This window comes from Pseudomonas quercus (genome assembly GCF_012033695.1).
Lineage (GTDB): Bacteria > Pseudomonadota > Gammaproteobacteria > Pseudomonadales > Pseudomonadaceae > Aquipseudomonas > Aquipseudomonas quercus.
On sequence record NZ_JAAVJI010000002.1, the window covers coordinates 127988 to 140656 of the forward strand.

12 protein-coding genes are annotated in these 12669 nt (G+C 60.6%); 10 read left to right on the forward strand and 2 right to left on the reverse strand.

Annotated elements, in window-relative coordinates:
• Window positions 1–78 precede the first annotated feature (78 nt).
• From puuE to HBH25_RS03875, 10 genes are all read left to right on the forward strand, one after another.
• On the forward strand, window positions 79–1008 hold the full coding sequence (puuE, locus tag HBH25_RS03830) for an allantoinase PuuE (RefSeq protein ID WP_168081719.1): 930 nt from the start codon (window positions 79–81) through the stop codon (window positions 1006–1008).
• On the forward strand, window positions 1005–1505 hold the full coding sequence (uraD, locus tag HBH25_RS03835) for a 2-oxo-4-hydroxy-4-carboxy-5-ureidoimidazoline decarboxylase (RefSeq protein ID WP_168081721.1): 501 nt from the start codon (window positions 1005–1007) through the stop codon (window positions 1503–1505). The genes puuE and uraD overlap by 4 nt, the downstream gene beginning before the upstream one ends.
• A gap of 18 nt (window positions 1506–1523) precedes the next feature.
• Window positions 1524–2516 (forward strand): allantoicase, encoded by a 993-nt coding sequence (gene alc, locus HBH25_RS03840; RefSeq protein WP_168081723.1) that lies wholly within the window; start codon window positions 1524–1526, stop codon window positions 2514–2516.
• Window positions 2517–2534: 18 nt separating this feature from the next.
• Window positions 2535–3062: an ureidoglycolate lyase gene (locus HBH25_RS03845; protein ID WP_168081725.1), complete on the forward strand. Its 528-nt coding sequence runs from the start codon at window positions 2535–2537 to the stop codon at window positions 3060–3062.
• 337 nt (window positions 3063–3399) lie between these two features.
• Window positions 3400–4188, forward strand: a complete 789-nt coding sequence (locus HBH25_RS03850; protein ID WP_168081727.1) for an outer membrane protein OmpK — start codon at window positions 3400–3402, stop codon at window positions 4186–4188.
• Between the two features lie 52 nt (window positions 4189–4240).
• On the forward strand, window positions 4241–4969 hold the full coding sequence (locus HBH25_RS03855) for a 4'-phosphopantetheinyl transferase family protein (RefSeq protein WP_168081729.1): 729 nt from the start codon (window positions 4241–4243) through the stop codon (window positions 4967–4969).
• Between the two features lie 446 nt (window positions 4970–5415).
• Window positions 5416–8313 (forward strand): ribonucleoside-diphosphate reductase subunit alpha, encoded by a 2898-nt coding sequence (locus HBH25_RS03860; RefSeq protein ID WP_168081731.1) that lies wholly within the window; start codon window positions 5416–5418, stop codon window positions 8311–8313.
• Window positions 8314–8426: 113 nt separating this feature from the next.
• Window positions 8427–8600, forward strand: coding sequence for a YhfG family protein (locus HBH25_RS03865; protein WP_229631813.1), 174 nt, complete (start codon window positions 8427–8429; stop codon window positions 8598–8600).
• Window positions 8600–9199, forward strand: a complete 600-nt coding sequence (locus HBH25_RS03870; protein ID WP_168081735.1) for a putative adenosine monophosphate-protein transferase Fic — start codon at window positions 8600–8602, stop codon at window positions 9197–9199. The genes HBH25_RS03865 and HBH25_RS03870 overlap by 1 nt, the downstream gene beginning before the upstream one ends.
• A gap of 388 nt (window positions 9200–9587) precedes the next feature.
• Window positions 9588–10826, forward strand: a complete 1239-nt coding sequence (locus HBH25_RS03875) for a ribonucleotide-diphosphate reductase subunit beta (RefSeq protein ID WP_168081737.1) — start codon at window positions 9588–9590, stop codon at window positions 10824–10826.
• A 69-nt stretch (window positions 10827–10895) separates the two neighbouring features.
• Here HBH25_RS03875 and HBH25_RS03880 read toward each other — a convergent pair whose 3' ends face one another.
• Together HBH25_RS03880 and HBH25_RS03885 are read right to left on the reverse strand one after the other, a co-directional pair.
• Window positions 10896–11621, reverse strand: a complete 726-nt coding sequence (locus HBH25_RS03880) for a haloacid dehalogenase type II (RefSeq protein ID WP_168081739.1) — start codon at window positions 11619–11621, stop codon at window positions 10896–10898.
• A 73-nt stretch (window positions 11622–11694) separates the two neighbouring features.
• On the reverse strand, window positions 11695–12603 hold the full coding sequence (locus tag HBH25_RS03885; RefSeq protein ID WP_168081741.1) for a LysR family transcriptional regulator: 909 nt from the start codon (window positions 12601–12603) through the stop codon (window positions 11695–11697).
• Window positions 12604–12669 lie beyond the last annotated feature (66 nt).

The following is a 12669-nucleotide window of genomic DNA, read 5'->3' on the forward strand; positions in this document are numbered from 1 at the left end:
AGGCAGGATACAAAACACCGGCCTGCCCGTGCTGATAACGGTCCCGTTTTTCAAACGCTCGCCAGAAGGAGCTTTGCCGTGAGCGCCAGCTACCCCCGCAACCTCGTCGGCTATGGCGAGCACCCGCCTCACCCCCAGTGGCCTGGCCAGGCGCGCATTGCCTTGTCATTCGTGCTCAACTACGAAGAAGGTGGCGAACGCAACGTGCTCCATGGGGATAAAGAAAGCGAAGCCTTCCTGTCTGAAATGGTGGCGGCGCAGCCCCTGCAAGGCGTACGCAACCTGAGCATGGAATCGTTGTACGAGTACGGTAGCCGTGCCGGGGTGTGGCGCATTCTTCGGCTGTTCCAGCAACACGGCATTCCCTTGACCGTGTTCGCCGTGGCCATGGCAGCCCAGCGGCACCCGGAGGTGATCCGCGCCATGGTGGCCGCCGGTCACGAGATCTGCAGCCATGGCTACCGCTGGGTCGACTACCAATACATGGACGAAGCCCAGGAGCGCGAGCACCTGTATAAGGCCATCGAGGTGCTGACCCAACTGACCGGCGAGCGCCCGCTGGGCTGGTACACCGGCCGTACCGGGCCTAACACCCGCCGCCTGGTAATGGAGGAAGGCGGGTTTCTGTATGACTCGGACACCTACGACGACGACCTGCCCTATTGGGAGCCCGCCACGCCTACAGGCAAGCCGCACTTGGTGATTCCCTATACGCTGGACACTAACGACATGCGGTTTACCCAGGTACAAGGCTTCAACAACGGTGACCAGTTCTATCACTACCTCAAGGACGCCTTCGACGTGCTGTACGAAGAAGGCGCCGAGGCGCCGAAAATGCTATCGATCGGCCTGCATTGCCGGCTCATTGGTCGCCCTGCCCGCCTCGCTGCACTGCGGCGTTTCATTGAATATGCCAAAGGCCATGACCGGGTGTGGTTCGCACGCCGCGTCGACATCGCCCGCCACTGGCATGCCACCTACCCTTTCCAGCCTCAGGCCACCCCATGATCGATGTTGCCGCCCTTGACCGCGAACAGTTCATCGCGACGTTTGCCGGCCTGTATGAGCATTCACCCTGGGTCGCCATCGACACCTGGGACCGGCTGGGCGGGCAGCGCATGAATAGCCTGGACGCATTGCATACCGCCTTGAGCGAGACCTTGCTGGCGGCCGACCGCGGCCGGCAATTGGCGTTGATCAACGCACACCCGGACCTGGCTGGGAAAGCCGCCGTCGCTGGCGAGCTGACCGCAGCGAGTACCGCCGAACAGGCCAGCGCCGGTATCCATCACTGTACGCCAGCAGAGTTCGCCCGCTTCACCAACCTCAACAGCGCCTACAAGGCGCGCTTCGGCTTCCCGTTCATCATGGCGGTGAAGGGGAGCGACCGGCACCAGATCCTGGCCGCGTTCGAAACCCGGATTCACCACACCCCAGAGCAGGAGTTCAACTGCGCCCTGGGCGAAATCAACAAGATTGCCCGTTTCCGCCTTCACGCCCTTTAATCGCCCAAGGCCCTACTGATGATTGCCTACGCCGCCCCCTTCGAGAAGTACCTGAACCTGGCTGACGCCCGCCTGGGCACCCGCGCCCTGTCGGTAAGCGACGACTGGTTCGCCGACGTGAACCGCCTGTTCCAGCCCCATGCCGCAGTCTGGAAAGAAGGCGTATTCGACGACAATGGCAAGTGGATGGACGGCTGGGAGTCCCGGCGTAAACGGTTCGAGGGCTACGATCACACCGTCATTCGCCTGGGCGTGCCGGGCACGTTGAAAGGCGTAGACATCGACACCTCGTGGTTCACCGGCAACTTCCCCCCCTCGGCGTCCCTGGAAGCCTGTTACCTGGCCGAGGGCGACCCTACTGACAGCACGCCCTGGGTCGAGGTGCTGGCTGCGGTGGAACTGCAAGGCAACAGCCACCACTACCACGCCATTGCTTATGACCAACCGGTGAGCCACCTGCGCTTCAACATCTACCCCGATGGCGGTGTGGCGCGCTTGCGTGTGCACGGCATTCCCACCGTGGACTGGTCGTGCGGCGGGGACGCGCCCATGGACCTGGCCGCCGCACTGAACGGGGGCCGTGCGCTGGCCTGCTCCGACCAGCACTACGGCCACATGAGTAACCTGCTCAACCCTGGCCGAGGCGTGAACATGGGCGATGGCTGGGAAACCGCACGGCGGCGTACCCCAGGCAACGATTGGGTGATCATCGCTCTGGGGCACCCAGGTACCGTGGAGCAGGTGGTGGTAGACACCTTGCATTTCAAAGGCAACTATCCCGACAGCTGCTCCATCCAGGCGGCCTTCGTAAAGGGCGGCACTGATAGCCAGATCGAAACACAAAGCCTGTTCTGGCGCGAGTTGCTGCCCAGCCAGAAACTTCAGATGCACCAAGAGCACCACTTTGCCGAGCAACTGCGCGACCTTGGCCCCATTACTCATCTGCGCCTGAATGTATTCCCAGACGGCGGTGTGAGCCGGTTGCGCATCATCGGCCGCCCAGCGCGCTGACCTTCCCAAGGATTTGCCATGCGTGAACTGCTGATCCAGCCATTGACCCCACAGGCCTTTGCGCCTTTCGGTGAGGTGATCGAAACCCAGGGGCGCGATCACTTCCTGATCAACAACGGCTCCACCGAACGCTATCACCGGTTGGCCGACGTGCAATTGGGCCTGCCGGGGGATACGGCCATCCTCAGTATCTTCCGGGCACAGGCCCTGGAGATGCCCCGGCCCATCACCATGCTGGAGCGGCACCCCTATGGCAGCCAGGCGTTCATGCCACTGCTGGGGCATCCGTTTCTGGTGGTAGTGGCGCCGCCAGCCGACCAACCGGACCCAGCCGCTATTTGCGCGTTCTATAGCGATGGCCGCCAGGGCGTGAACTACCACCGTGGCGTATGGCACCACCCGGTGTTGGCCTTGCACCCGCAGGACGACTTCCTGGTGGTGGACCGCAGTGGGCCGGGCAACAACTGCGACGAGTATTTCTTCCCGGTGGAGCAGCAGTGGATGCTTGCCCCCATGGCCAGGCTGGAGGCTACCGCTGATAGCTGACTGCACCCCGTTCCCTGGCCTTGCCCACCCCTGCAGCGGTTGTTCCTGACACCCAACGCCCCATCCCGGGGCGATTGCCTTTCACAATGCCCCTCATTATGCTGCGCGCCCTTTTGCCGATAGCGCTGCCCTGCCCGGCTGCCTGCCGTTGAAGAGTGTAGCCTGGCCTGTTGGCGCGGTTTCCTGACCCGCTCGACAACTCTTTTCAATTGGCCCGCAAGCACTGGCGCAGCAATTGCTAAAGGGTTCTGGCAGTCAGCGAACCTGACCGACCAGACAGCACGTTTACTCAGGTGGCGCCTATGTAGCGCCGTCGTTATCACCAGGGAGCTTATGAATGAACCGTGTCCTTTCCAGCCTTGCGGTCACCGGCGTTGCGCTGGCCGCAAACACTGCTCACGCGGCAGGCGATTGGTTGCAATGGCAAAGCAACAGCCTGACGTACCTTAACGGGCGGGACTTTACGGTAGACCCACAGAACCAGCAGACCTTTACCTACGAGCATGCTGACTCCTGGAAGTACGGGGACAACTTCCTGTTCGTGGACAAGATCTTCTTCAACGGCAAGGCGTCTTCCAGCTCGGGCAACAGCACCTTGTATGGCGAATTCAGCCCGCGCATCTCTGCTGCCAAGATTCTGGACCGCCCTATCAAGCTGGGCCCTGTAAAAGACGTGCTGCTGGCGCTGACCTATGAGTTCGGCGAAGGGGACAACGAATCCTACCTGTTCGGCCCTGGCTTGGACCTGGACGTACCCGGTTTTGATTACTTCCAGCTCAACTTCTACAAACGCGTGACCGATGGGCCGCGTGCCGGCGACAACGTGTGGCAGATCACCCCGGTATGGTCCTACACCCTTCCTGTGGGCAAGTCCGATGTACTGATCGATGGCTTCATGGACTGGGTGGTGGGCAATGACAGCAACAACCGTGGCGACTACCACGCCAACCTGCACTTCAACCCACAGATCAAATATGACCTGGGCAAGGCCCTGAACATGCAGGATCGCCAACTGTATGTGGGTATCGAATACGACTACTGGAAAGACAAGTACGGCATCAAGGACACCCCTTACTTCGACACCGACCAGAACACGGCCAGCCTGCTGGTGAAAGTGTTCTTCTGACCGCCGAACGCCAAAGGTGGGCAACATCGGTGGCAAACGGCAGAATAGCGCCATGAATGCTTATCCTGCCTGTTGCACCGCCTTTGAACACCACTGCCCCCTGCCCTTGCCAGTAGTAGGCAGTGGGTTCGCCAGTTGCACCTTTGACCCCGCCTTGATCGCCGCCGACGACTTTAGCCGCAGCGGTATCGCCAGGCCGGCTACCATCGAACGGTCCGTGGCCAAGCGCCAGGCTGAATTTCTGGCTGGCCGGTTGTGCGCACGGCAGGCCCTGGCACAGCTGGGGGTTACGGACCGGGGCATCCCTATTGGCGAGGACCGGGCACCGGTATGGCCGGCAGGTATCAGCGGCGCCATTACCCATGGCCAAGGCTGGGCAGCCGCTATCGTGGCGCCCTTGCAAGCCTATCGGGGGCTGGGGCTGGACGTTGAAACCATACTGGCACCTGAGCGCGCTCAGCGGTTGGCCGGAGAAATCCTTACCCCGGCGGAGCTGGAACGGCTTCCCTCAAACGCCGCGCGCTCAGCCCTGGCCGTGACCCTCACTTTTTCCCTTAAAGAGAGCCTGTTCAAGGCCCTCTACCCCTTGGTACGCCGCCGGTTCTACTTTGAGGCGGCAGAGCTGCTGGAGTGGTCTGACAGCGGCCAGGCGCGCCTGCGCCTGCTGGAAGACCTGAGCGAAGAATGGACGCGTGGCAGTGAACTGGAGGGGCAATTCCAGGTCACCCACGACCGTTTGCTGAGCCTGGTTTCCATCGTTGGGCGGCGGGACGAACGGTAGCTTTCCTACAATACGTGTCGAACCTGGCTGAAACCCTTGAAGCACGCGGCTCGCAGGTTTTGCCCCACATTTTGCCCACACGTTATCCACATTTCCTGATGTTGCAATGGTCGATAGACCGCATTATCTTGTATCTGCCTCGCGCAGAAACACTACATGTTGGGTTTTGGTGTTTTCTTGTGAACACAAATCAGCTGAGTATTTCAAGCCTTTTTTGAAGCGGGTTCGTGGCAGGTAATACGTTGTTCTTGTGCTGTTTATGCGCGCTAGCGCTGCCAGGGAGGCGTCTGTTCAGCCCCCCAATTTTTTTCTGAAGTGCTGTATTCCGGCCCAGGCGGCCGGGGCCTTCCATCGGCCCCAGGTTGCCTTCGCTGGCTGTCGTGCTTCGTATGGAACGGCGGTTTTTCCGCCGCGCCTGACTATTTCTAGAAACCGTGGAGAACTCAATGCACACCGACACCACTCGCGAGAACCCGCAAGGCCAAGCGCCTCAGGGCGTCGGCTCCCACCAGGAGCTGAACGCCACGGCCCCCGGCCAATTGCGCGTGATCAAGCGTAACGGTACGGTCGTCCCCTACACCGACGACAAGATCACCGTGGCCATCACCAAGGCGTTCCTCGCAGTGGAAGGCGGCACCGCTGCCGCGTCGTCGCGCATCCATGACACCGTTGCCCGCCTTACCGAACAGGTGAGCGCCACCTTCAAGCGACGCATGCCCTCCGGCGGCACCATTCATATCGAAGAGATCCAGGACCAGGTTGAACTGGCCCTGATGCGCGCTGGCGAGCAGAAAGTAGCCCGCGACTACGTGATCTACCGTGAGCAACGCACCCGGGAGCGTGCCAGCCGTGGCAACGCCGGCCAGCCTGCCCAGCCCCACCCCAGCATCCGCATCACCCGCGCTGATGGTGCCCTGGAGCCGCTGGACATGGGCCGCCTGAACACCATCATCACTGAAGCTTGCGAAGGCTTGCTGGAAGTGGACGGCGAGCTGATTCAGCGTGAAACCCTGAAGAACCTGTACGACGGCGTAGCCCTGAAGGACGTGAACACCGCACTGGTGATGACGTCCCGTACGCTGGTGGAGCGCGAGCCGAACTACTCGTTCGTGACCGCACGCCTGCTGATGGACACCTTGCGTGCCGAAGGCCTGAGCTTCCTGGAAGTGGCCGAGAGCGCTACCCACCACGAAATGGCTGAACTGTACGCCAAGGCGCTGCCGGCCTACGTGGCTGCCGGTGTGAAGTTCGAGCTGCTGAACCCGGAGCTGGCCAAGTTCGACCTGGCCAAGCTGGGCGCTGCCATCGATCACGAGCGTGACCAGCAGTTCACCTACCTGGGCCTGCAAACCCTGTACGACCGCTACTTCATCCACAAGGACGGCGTGCGCTTCGAACTGCCGCAGATCTTCTTCATGCGCGTGGCCATGGGCCTGGCCATCGAAGAGAAAAACCGCGACGACCGCGCCATCGAGTTCTATCGCCTGCTGTCGTCGTTCGACTACATGGCCTCCACGCCTACCCTGTTCAACGCTGGCACCCTGCGCCCGCAGTTGTCCTCGTGCTACCTCACCACCGTGCCAGACGACCTGTCCGGCATCTACGGCGCCATCCACGACAACGCCATGCTGTCCAAATTCGCGGGCGGCCTGGGCAACGACTGGACGCCTGTGCGGGCACTGGGTTCATGGATCAAGGGCACCAATGGCAAGTCCCAGGGCGTCGTGCCCTTCCTGAAGGTGGTGAACGACACGGCCGTAGCGGTCAACCAGGGCGGCAAGCGCAAAGGCGCTGTGTGCGCGTACCTGGAAACCTGGCACCTGGACATCGAGGAGTTCCTCGAGCTGCGCAAGAACACCGGTGACGACCGTCGCCGTACCCATGACATGAACACGGCCAACTGGATTCCCGACCTGTTCATGAAGCGCGTGTTCGAAGACGGCAAGTGGACCCTCTTCTCGCCATCCGAAACTCCGGACCTGCACGACCTCACCGGCAAGGCCTTCGAGGAGCGCTACGAGTACTACGAAGCCCTGATCGAGTACGGCAAGATCAAGGTGTACAAAACCCTGCAAGCCAAGGACCTGTGGCGCAAGATGCTCTCGATGCTGTTCGAGACCGGCCACCCATGGTTGACCTTCAAGGACCCGTGCAACCTGCGCAGCCCGCAGCAGCACGTGGGCGTGGTTCACAGCTCCAACCTGTGCACCGAGATCACCTTGAACACCAACAAGGACGAGATCGCGGTCTGCAACCTGGGCTCGATCAACCTGCCGAACCACATCGTGGACGGCAAGCTGGACACCGCCAAGTTGGCGCGCACCGTTAAAACGGCCGTGCGCATGCTCGATAACGTGATCGACATCAACTACTACTCGGTACCTCAGGCACGCAACTCCAACCTCAAGCACCGCCCGGTCGGCCTGGGCATCATGGGCTTCCAGGACGCGCTGTACCTGCAGCACATCGCCTATGGTTCCGAAGCGGCTATCCAGTTCGCCGACCATTCCATGGAAGCGGTGAGCTACTACGCTATCCAGGCATCTTGCGACCTGGCTGACGAGCGCGGCGCCTACGAGACGTTCCAGGGTTCGCTGTGGTCCAAAGGCGTGCTGCCGCTGGACTCGCTGGACACCTTGATCGAGCAGCGTGGCGCCAAGTACATCGAAGTGGACCGCACCGAAACCCTGGACTGGGCACCCGTACGGGCACGGGTTCAGAAAGGTATTCGCAACTCGAACATCATGGCCATCGCGCCGACCGCGACCATTGCCAACATTACGGGCGTGTCGCAGTCCATCGAGCCGACCTACCAGAACCTGTACGTGAAATCGAACCTGTCGGGCGAGTTCACCGTGATCAACCCCTACCTGGTACGCGACCTCAAAGCCCGCGGCCTGTGGGACTCGGTCATGATCAACGACCTCAAGTACTACGATGGGTCGGTGCAGCAGATCGAGCGCATCCCGCAGGAAATCAAGGACCTCTACGCCACTGCGTTCGAAGTCGACACCAAGTGGATCGTGGAAGCGGCCAGCCGCCGTCAGAAGTGGATCGACCAGGCTCAGTCGCTGAACCTGTACATCGCTGGCGCCTCGGGCAAGAAGCTGGACGTGACCTACCGCATGGCGTGGTTCCGTGGCCTGAAAACCACCTACTACCTCCGTGCCTTGGCTGCCACCAGCACTGAGAAATCCACCGTCACCACGGGCAAGCTGAACGCCGTTTCAAGCGGTGGCGACTCCGCCCTGCATGCCGCCCCGGAAACCGCCGCCCCAGCCGGCCCGGCTCCGGTGCCAAAGGCCTGCGCCATTGACGAGCCGGATTGCGAAGCCTGCCAATAACCCTGGCTGCGTGACCCACAAGGCGCCTTCGGGCGCCTTGTTTCGTTTGGGCAAGCCCTTGGTGAAGGCGCCTTTGCGGCCTATAATTGCCGACTACGTTTGGAGATATGCCTATGCCCGCTTCGCTCGATGAAAAACGTGCCTACTACGCTCGCATCCGCCAAGCCAATTACCTGGCAAGCCTCAGGCTGGAAGGTTTTGACGTGCCAGAAGGCAGCTGCACCAAACCGCTTCCTACCCGTGAAGAACTACTGAAGCAGTACAGCGCCAGCACTCGTACGGAGTAATGGATAAATACGGCGTAGGCCAGGACACCTATTGCTACCCACAGTCCAGCGTGCTTCGCAACCGCCTGGGTATCACGGATTCAACAAGGTTGAGCGCGGCTGAACGAGACCTCTCTACCCTTGCTGCCAATGAAATCGATTTTCAGCCTCCTCCATACGACATAGCGTATTGGCAAACCGTGCACCATCACCTGTTCAAGGACCTATACGATTGGGCTGGCCAGCTACGAACGGTCGATATTGCCAAGGGTTCCACCCGGTTCTGTACAACATCCCGAATTGAGGCCGAAGCAGAGAAGCTTTTCGCACAGGCTGCTCATCAAAACTGGTTCACACACCTGCCCAGGTTCGCTTTCATCGAGGCCATTGCCGAACTATTTGGTGAGCTCAATATGATCCATCCGTTTCGCGAGGGTAACGGGAGAGCGCAGCGCATTCTGTTCGACCACGTGGTTGTGAACGCCGGTTATACGGTGGAGTGGAGCACGGTCCTTCCTGACGAATGGAAAGCGGCCAACATCAGTGCCGTTCACTGCGATTACGCCCCTCTTGGCGCCATCTTCGCGCGATGTCTGACGGGTCGCATTTCGCCCGACTGACGGCTGCACGCACGGTCGCACAAACCACTCTATCCTGTGTCCTACATCAACACGCACCCCTACATATAGGTGTGATGCTTTACACAAGCACCGGCTATCCCATGGAATTTTGTGGTTTCTGCCCGAGCATTTTGCCGCGATTTTCTTTATACTGCGCCACCTGCAAAAGGACCTGACCATGCACTTGGAAACAGCGGTTATTCATACCGACTGGCGGCTTTTCTCGTCCTTGAAGAAGGGGTTGGCAGTACCCCGCACCCCCTTTGGCCTTATACACGGCTAAGCGGCAAACCCTATTTTTTGCATCGTGCCAATAGGCGCGGCGCAGCAGCTTTTCCCCCATCAACCTGGCCGCCAGCGTGCGGCTTCAAGCAGGAGCGACTCCCCTATGCTGAGCTGGGACGAATTCGAGAAAGACGACGATACCGCTGTACAGGCCGATGGCAACCCAGCAGCCGTTGCCATGGACAAACTTGACAGCGCCGGTGATGCCGCCGCCCATGAGGCCCGCGAAGTGAGCGCCAATGACAGCGCGGCGGTGGCCCGTGCCAAGGCAGCACTCAACAGCCTGGACATCGCCGAAGGCCTGGCCGAGCTGGAAGGCTCCGCTGCCCGTGTGAAGGTCGATGAAAAGCGCATGATCAACTGCCGCGCCGACCTCAACCAGCTGGTGCCCTTCAAGTACGATTGGGCCTGGCAGAAATACCTGGACGGCTGCGCCAACCACTGGATGCCCCAGGAGGTCAACATGACCGCCGACATCGCCCTGTGGAAAAACGCCGAAGGCCTGACCGACGACGAGCGCCGCATCGTGATGCGCAACCTGGGCTTCTTCTCCACCGCCGACTCCCTGGTAGCGAACAACCTGGCCCTGGCCGTATACCGCCTGATCACCAACCCCGAGTGCCGCCAGTACATCCTGCGCCAGGCCTTCGAAGAGGCGATCCACACCCACGCCTACCAGTACTGCATCGAATCGCTGGGCATGGATGAAGGCGAGATCTTCAACATGTACCACGAGATCCCTTCGGTCGCCAAAAAGGCAGCCTGGGGCCTGAAATACACCCGCGCCATTTCCGACCCCAAGTTCGACACCGGCACCCCGGAAACGGACAAGGAACTGCTGCGCAACCTGATCGCCTACTACTGCGTACTCGAAGGCATCTTCTTCTACTGCGGCTTCACCCAGATCCTTTCCATGGGCCGTCGCAACAAGATGACCGGCGTGGCCGAGCAGTTCCAGTACATCCTGCGCGATGAGTCCATGCACCTGAACTTCGGCATTGACGTGATCAACCAGATCAAGATCGAAAACCCGCACCTGTGGGATGCCGAGCTCAAGGAAGAAGCCACCCAGATGATTCTCCAGGGCACCCAACTGGAAATCGAATACGCGCGCGACACCATGCCACGCGGCGTGCTGGGCATGAACGCGGCCATGATGGAGGACTACCTCAAGTTCATCGCCAACCGTCGCCTGTCGCAGATCGGCCTGAAGGAAGAATACCCAGGCACCACCAACCCGTTCCCCTGGATGAGCGAGATCATGGACTTGAAGAAAGAGAAAAACTTCTTCGAAACCCGCGTGATCGAGTACCAGACCGGCGGGGCGCTGAGCTGGGATTGATCGGTTAAACCAGGCGCCTGCTATTGCATGCCAGGCGCCTGCCTGACAAAAGCGGCTGGGGGGCTCTAACTAGCAACCCAGCGCTTGAGCCGCCTCAATCAAAGAATCGGCCACCACATCCCACGCCTCTTCTGCATGAATGTCTTTCATTTGGCCAGGGCCGTGCTCGTAAGGCCTGCGAATGAAGACGGTACGCATGCCAACAGCACGCGCAGCTCTCAAGTCCTCGTTGTGTGCAGCGACGAGTGCCGTACGTTCCGGGGGCAGGCCTGCGGCCGCAATGGTTCTGAGGTAAGTTTGTGCCTGGGGCTTGTAGGTCTGGCTAAGCTCCGCCCCACCGATCATGTCCCATGGCAAGCCTGCGTGACGAGCCAGGTTCATCATTCCAGCGATATGGCCATTGGACAACGGGCCAATCGCGAACCGACGTTTGAGCCTGGCTAGCCCCTCGACGGCGTCAGGCCAAGGGCTCAATTGTTCCCATGCCCTGTTCAGTTCATCGCGCTGCTTTGCCGGGATACGGCTGATATCGGCGTGCAGTTCACTCAGAACAGTGTCCAGGCTTTCACGGTTCAACACGTCCAGGGTGACGAAAGGCCGCCGCCCGGCCCGTATAGGCTCCATGGAGGGCTGGTACAGCGACCGCCAACGATCGGCGAACGCCAGAGGATCGATCTCCAGGCCATGGCGTTTCAGGAACGGTTCCGCCACCCGAGCGACACTTGTGCGCCAGTCCACTACCGTGCCGAACACGTCAAAGCCCAGGAAGCCAACAGCCTTGAAATTCGATGTCATCCTGCATACCTCGTTGTGAACGGAGGGTGCCTGGCGATCCTACTTAATGCGAACACAGCGCCAGGCATACCGTTCAGGTCAAGTAACTGAATAACGCCGCCACCTCCCCTCGCAACCACCGGTTGCCAGCGTCCTGGTGGTAACGGGCATGCCAGTGCTGCTTGACCGTAAACCCCTCCACGGGCACTGGGCAGTCGTACACCTGCAAGCTATAAGTGCTGGCCAGGGTATCCCCGATATGGCGTGGCAATGTAGCTACAAGGTCCGACGTTTGAATCACCGCACCTAGCCCGAGAAACCCGGGCAGTTCCAGCACGATCCGCCGGTTTACCCCCGCCTGTGCCAACCCGGCTTCCAGCAGCCGCTGGCCTGTACCGGCGCTGACCAGCACGTGGCCCTCGGCTTCGTACAAGGCCTTGGACAGCGTATGTGTCACACGCGGGTGCTGCGCGCTGGCCAGGCATACCCAGTGCTGCGGGAACAGCACTTGCTGGTAGATGCCGCCCCCCAGCCAAGGCACGAACCCTATGGCCAGGTCTGCCTCGCCGGCTTCCAAGGCGCGCTCGGTGTTGCCATCGATGCGCGAGATGTCCAGCCGAATACTTGGCGCTACGGTGCGAAGGTGAGCAAGCAGGCGCGGCAGCAACGTGATGTGGCTGGCATCGGTGATGCACAGGTTGAAGCGCCGTTGCGCCGTAGCCGGGTCAAAAGCCAACTCCCAAGCCACCAGCCGGCGCAGGGATTCGAGCACCTCGCGGCAAGGAGTGATAAGTGCATCTGCCTGGGGTGTAGGGGCCATTCCCGTAGGCGTGCGAACGAACAGCGGGTCGCGCAGTTGCTTGCGCAATTTCCCTAGCCAGAGGCTGATAGTGGGTTGGCTTTGTCCCAAGTGCTCGGCAGCCCGGGTGACACTGCCTGTGCTGTACAGCACATCGAAGAGCATCAGCAGTTTGGGGTCTGGCAACCCATCAGCGCTGCGCATTATTGCGTTTCCCAATAGGCCTATTGGTTTCATTGTATAGCTCAAAGAACGCCCGGTGCCTAAGGT

Bases quoted from the DNA above. Each gene is read 5' to 3' on its own strand.
- HBH25_RS03850 (WP_168081727.1), top strand. From the start codon at position 3,400: ATGAACCGTGTCCTTTCCAGCCTTGCGGTCACCGGCGTTGCGCTGGCC.
- HBH25_RS03885 (WP_168081741.1), bottom strand. From the start codon at position 12,603: ATGCGCAGCGCTGATGGGTTGCCAGACCCCAAACTGCTGATGCTCTTC.
- HBH25_RS03870 (WP_168081735.1), top strand. From the start codon at position 8,600: ATGGATAAATACGGCGTAGGCCAGGACACCTATTGCTACCCACAGTCC.
- HBH25_RS03880 (WP_168081739.1), bottom strand. From the start codon at position 11,621: ATGACATCGAATTTCAAGGCTGTTGGCTTCCTGGGCTTTGACGTGTTC.
- HBH25_RS03855 (WP_168081729.1), top strand. From the start codon at position 4,241: ATGAATGCTTATCCTGCCTGTTGCACCGCCTTTGAACACCACTGCCCC.
- HBH25_RS03845 (WP_168081725.1), top strand. From the start codon at position 2,535: ATGCGTGAACTGCTGATCCAGCCATTGACCCCACAGGCCTTTGCGCCT.
- HBH25_RS03860 (WP_168081731.1), top strand. From the start codon at position 5,416: ATGCACACCGACACCACTCGCGAGAACCCGCAAGGCCAAGCGCCTCAG.
- HBH25_RS03875 (WP_168081737.1), top strand. From the start codon at position 9,588: ATGCTGAGCTGGGACGAATTCGAGAAAGACGACGATACCGCTGTACAG.
- uraD (WP_168081721.1), top strand. From the start codon at position 1,005: ATGATCGATGTTGCCGCCCTTGACCGCGAACAGTTCATCGCGACGTTT.
- alc (WP_168081723.1), top strand. From the start codon at position 1,524: ATGATTGCCTACGCCGCCCCCTTCGAGAAGTACCTGAACCTGGCTGAC.
- HBH25_RS03865 (WP_229631813.1), top strand. From the start codon at position 8,427: ATGCCCGCTTCGCTCGATGAAAAACGTGCCTACTACGCTCGCATCCGC.